Raw genomic sequence first — 2,775 nt, 5'->3', positions numbered from 1 at the left:
CTCCGCCGAGCTCGCCGCCGACCCGGCCGCGCAGGTGGCGCTCGTGGGCGACTGGAACGTGGCACCGCACGACGACGACGTGTGGGACATGGAGGTCTTCGACGGCAAGACCCACGTCTCGGAGCCCGAGCGGCAGGCCTTCGCCGCCTTCGACGGCGCGGGCTTCCGCGAGGTCACCCGCGAGTACACCCCGGGTCCCGGCGTCTACACCTACTGGGACTACACCCAGCTGCGCTTTCCCAAGAAGCAGGGCATGCGCATCGACTTCCAGCTGCACTCGCCGGAGCTGGCGGCACGGGTGACGGGCGCGTTCATCGATCGCGAGGAGCGCAAGGGCAAGGGCGCCTCCGACCACGCTCCAGTCGTCGTGGACCTCGACTGATACCGCTACCCAGTCTCAGCACAGGAGCTCCCACCGATGTCCACGTTCCAACTCCGTCACTACATCGACCGGCTGCGCGCCGAGGGCTTCACCGTCCGCGACGACCACGGTGAGGACCCCGACCTCATCGACATCAACGGCAGGGCCGTGGACACCTGGCGGGAGAACTACCCGTACGACCACCGGCTGGACCGCAACCAGTACGAGGTGGAGAAGTACCTGCTGCAGATCGAGCTGCTCAAGTTCCAGAACTGGCAGGCCGAGTCGGGTCACCGGCACGTGATCGTGTTCGAGGGCCGGGACGCCGCCGGCAAGGGCGGGACGATCAAGCGGTTCACCGAGTACATCAACGTCCGCCAGGCCCGCGTGGTGGCGCTGATCAAGCCCACCGAGACCGAGCTGTACCAGTGGTACTTCCAGCGCTACATCAGTCATCTGCCCACCCGCGGCGAGCTCGTGATGTTCGACCGGTCCTGGTACAACCGGGCGGGTGTCGAGCGGGTGATGGGGTTCTGCACGGACGCCCAGTACTCCACGTTCATGGAGCAGGCACCCATGTTCGAGAAGATGCTCGTGGAATCCGGCATCGGGTTGACCAAGTTCTGGTTCTCGGTCACCCGGGAGGAGCAGAAGACCCGCTTCGCGATCCGTCAGCTGGATCCGGTCCGACGGTGGAAGCTCTCCCCGATGGACCTGGAGTCCCTGGACAAGTGGGACAAGTACACCGCCGCCAAGGAGGAGATGTTCCGGCGCACCGACACCGACTGGGCGCCCTGGATCACCATCAAGTCCAACGACAAGAAGCGGGCGCGCATCAACGCGATGCGCCACTTCCTCAACCAGTTCGACTACCCGGAGAAGGACCCGCAGGTCGTGTTCGACCCCGACCCGAAGATCGTCCGGCGCGGCAAGGTCGCCGTCGGGGACTGACTGAGCGTGCGAAGGAAGGACCCGCGCACAAGGCCCGTCGGGGACTGACTGAGCTTGCGAAGGAAGGACCCGCGCACAGGGCCCGTCGGGGAATGTCTGCGCGACCGCGCGCATTGCACAGGGTATGAGCCATACGAATGATCCGACCGTCATCACGCGCCTGCTCTCGGATCGCGGGCGGTGGGCCGTGGTGGGCCTGTCCTCGAATGCCGCACGCACGGCGTACGGGATCGCCGCCTACGTCCGGGACCTGGGCCACGAGATCGTCCCGGTCCATCCGAAGGCCGAGACGGTCCACGGACAGCAGGGCTACCCGGACCTGGCGTCAGTGCCGGGGGAGATCGACGTCGTGGACGTCTTCGTGAACTCCCAGCTGGCTGGCGGCGTAGTGGACGAGGCCATCGCAAGGGGGGCGAAGGCGGTCTGGTTACAGCTGGGCGTCGTCGACGAGGACGCGGCTCGGCGGGCCGCGGACGCCGGGCTCGACGTGGTGATGGATGCGTGCCCGGCTATCGAGGCTCCGCGGCTGGGGCTGATCTGAGGCGCGGTCGGGTCCAGACGCGGTCGTTCTGTGACGACCCCACACCGGCGCCTGCGGCCCGGCGCCCGCGCGCTGGCGATCAGTACCCGGTGGAGGATCAGTACCCGGTGGACGCCAGCCCCACCATGGCGATGATGAAGACGAAGTAGAGGACCACGAGTCCCCCGAAGATGGCGAGCGAGATGAGGCCCAACTTCTTGGCGGAAGCGCTCGCGGCCTCCGCCTCGGCGTGGTGGCCGGCCGCCCACAGCGGGTAGACATCCGAGGCGCGGGTCATCGCGACGAACGACAGCGGCCAGAAGAACAGGAGCGAGGCCACCGCCCACCCGATGTTCGACGGCGGGCCGGGTCGGGCGACCCCGGGGGAGCCGGTGAACGCTCCGGTCCCCTGGCTCGCGTAGCCGGGGTGCTGGCCGTAGGAGGGTGCGCTCTGACCGTAGGACGAGTCCTGCCAGTAGCCGGACTCCTGTCCGTGGGGCTGGCCCGCCCCGAACGGGGAGTCGGAGGGGGAACCGGGGTAGCTCGGGTTCGTCATGACCGAATCGTAGCCCCGGAGTGATGTCGGCCGAAACAGCCTCCTGCGTCACGGACGGCCCACACCTGGCCGGTGCCGCACGCGCAACCCGTCAGATCGGGTGCCTGCGGAACGCCCGCGCGATCCCCGTCGATTGCACCCCGGACAGCGGCGAGAACGGCGCGGTCTCGATACGACGCCGGCCGCCCGCGCCCACTGTTCTCCACGTGGCGATCACCTTGCTCCTGTGCACCACCGTCCGCCGGAACACGCCGTTGTTGCCGGGAACGATCGATCCGGCATGGTCTGGATCCACCGCGTGGGACCGGTCGCCGTAGCCGAGCAGGTACTCGTCGAAACCCGGCAGTAGGAGCACGGCGTCCGCGGACCTCCCCGCAGCGGCCAGCC

The 2,775-nt window shown here is 68.3% G+C and carries 5 protein-coding genes; 3 read left to right on the top strand and 2 right to left on the bottom strand.

The features are described 5' to 3' along the window. The 3 genes from G6027_RS19100 to G6027_RS16285 all read left to right on the top strand — a co-directional run. On the top strand, nucleotides 1-382 hold a 382-nt coding region (locus tag G6027_RS19100), incomplete at its 5' end, for an exodeoxyribonuclease III (protein WP_241727204.1). A 36-nt stretch (nucleotides 383-418) separates the two neighbouring features. After that, nucleotides 419-1,312 (top strand): polyphosphate kinase 2, encoded by an 894-nt coding sequence (gene ppk2, locus G6027_RS16290; protein ID WP_182638066.1) that lies wholly within the window; start codon nucleotides 419-421, stop codon nucleotides 1,310-1,312. Between the two features lie 124 nt (nucleotides 1,313-1,436). Beyond that, a complete protein-coding gene (locus tag G6027_RS16285; RefSeq protein WP_182638065.1) occupies nucleotides 1,437-1,853 on the top strand; it encodes a CoA-binding protein in 417 nt (138 codons plus the stop codon). 97 nt (nucleotides 1,854-1,950) lie between these two features. Here the strand turns inward: G6027_RS16285 and G6027_RS16280 are convergent, their stop codons facing one another. After that, nucleotides 1,951-2,388: a CD225/dispanin family protein gene (locus G6027_RS16280; protein ID WP_182638064.1), complete on the bottom strand. Its 438-nt coding sequence runs from the start codon at nucleotides 2,386-2,388 to the stop codon at nucleotides 1,951-1,953. A gap of 91 nt (nucleotides 2,389-2,479) precedes the next feature. Next, a partial coding sequence (locus G6027_RS16275) for a crosslink repair DNA glycosylase YcaQ family protein (protein WP_182638063.1) occupies nucleotides 2,480-2,775 on the bottom strand: 296 nt, incomplete at its 5' end.

It is taken from the genome of Dietzia sp. SLG310A2-38A2 (assembly GCF_014145095.1).
Taxonomy (GTDB): domain Bacteria; phylum Actinomycetota; class Actinomycetes; order Mycobacteriales; family Mycobacteriaceae; genus Dietzia.
Note: the sequence above shows the minus strand (reverse complement) of the source record. Positions and strands in the feature narration are given on the sequence as shown.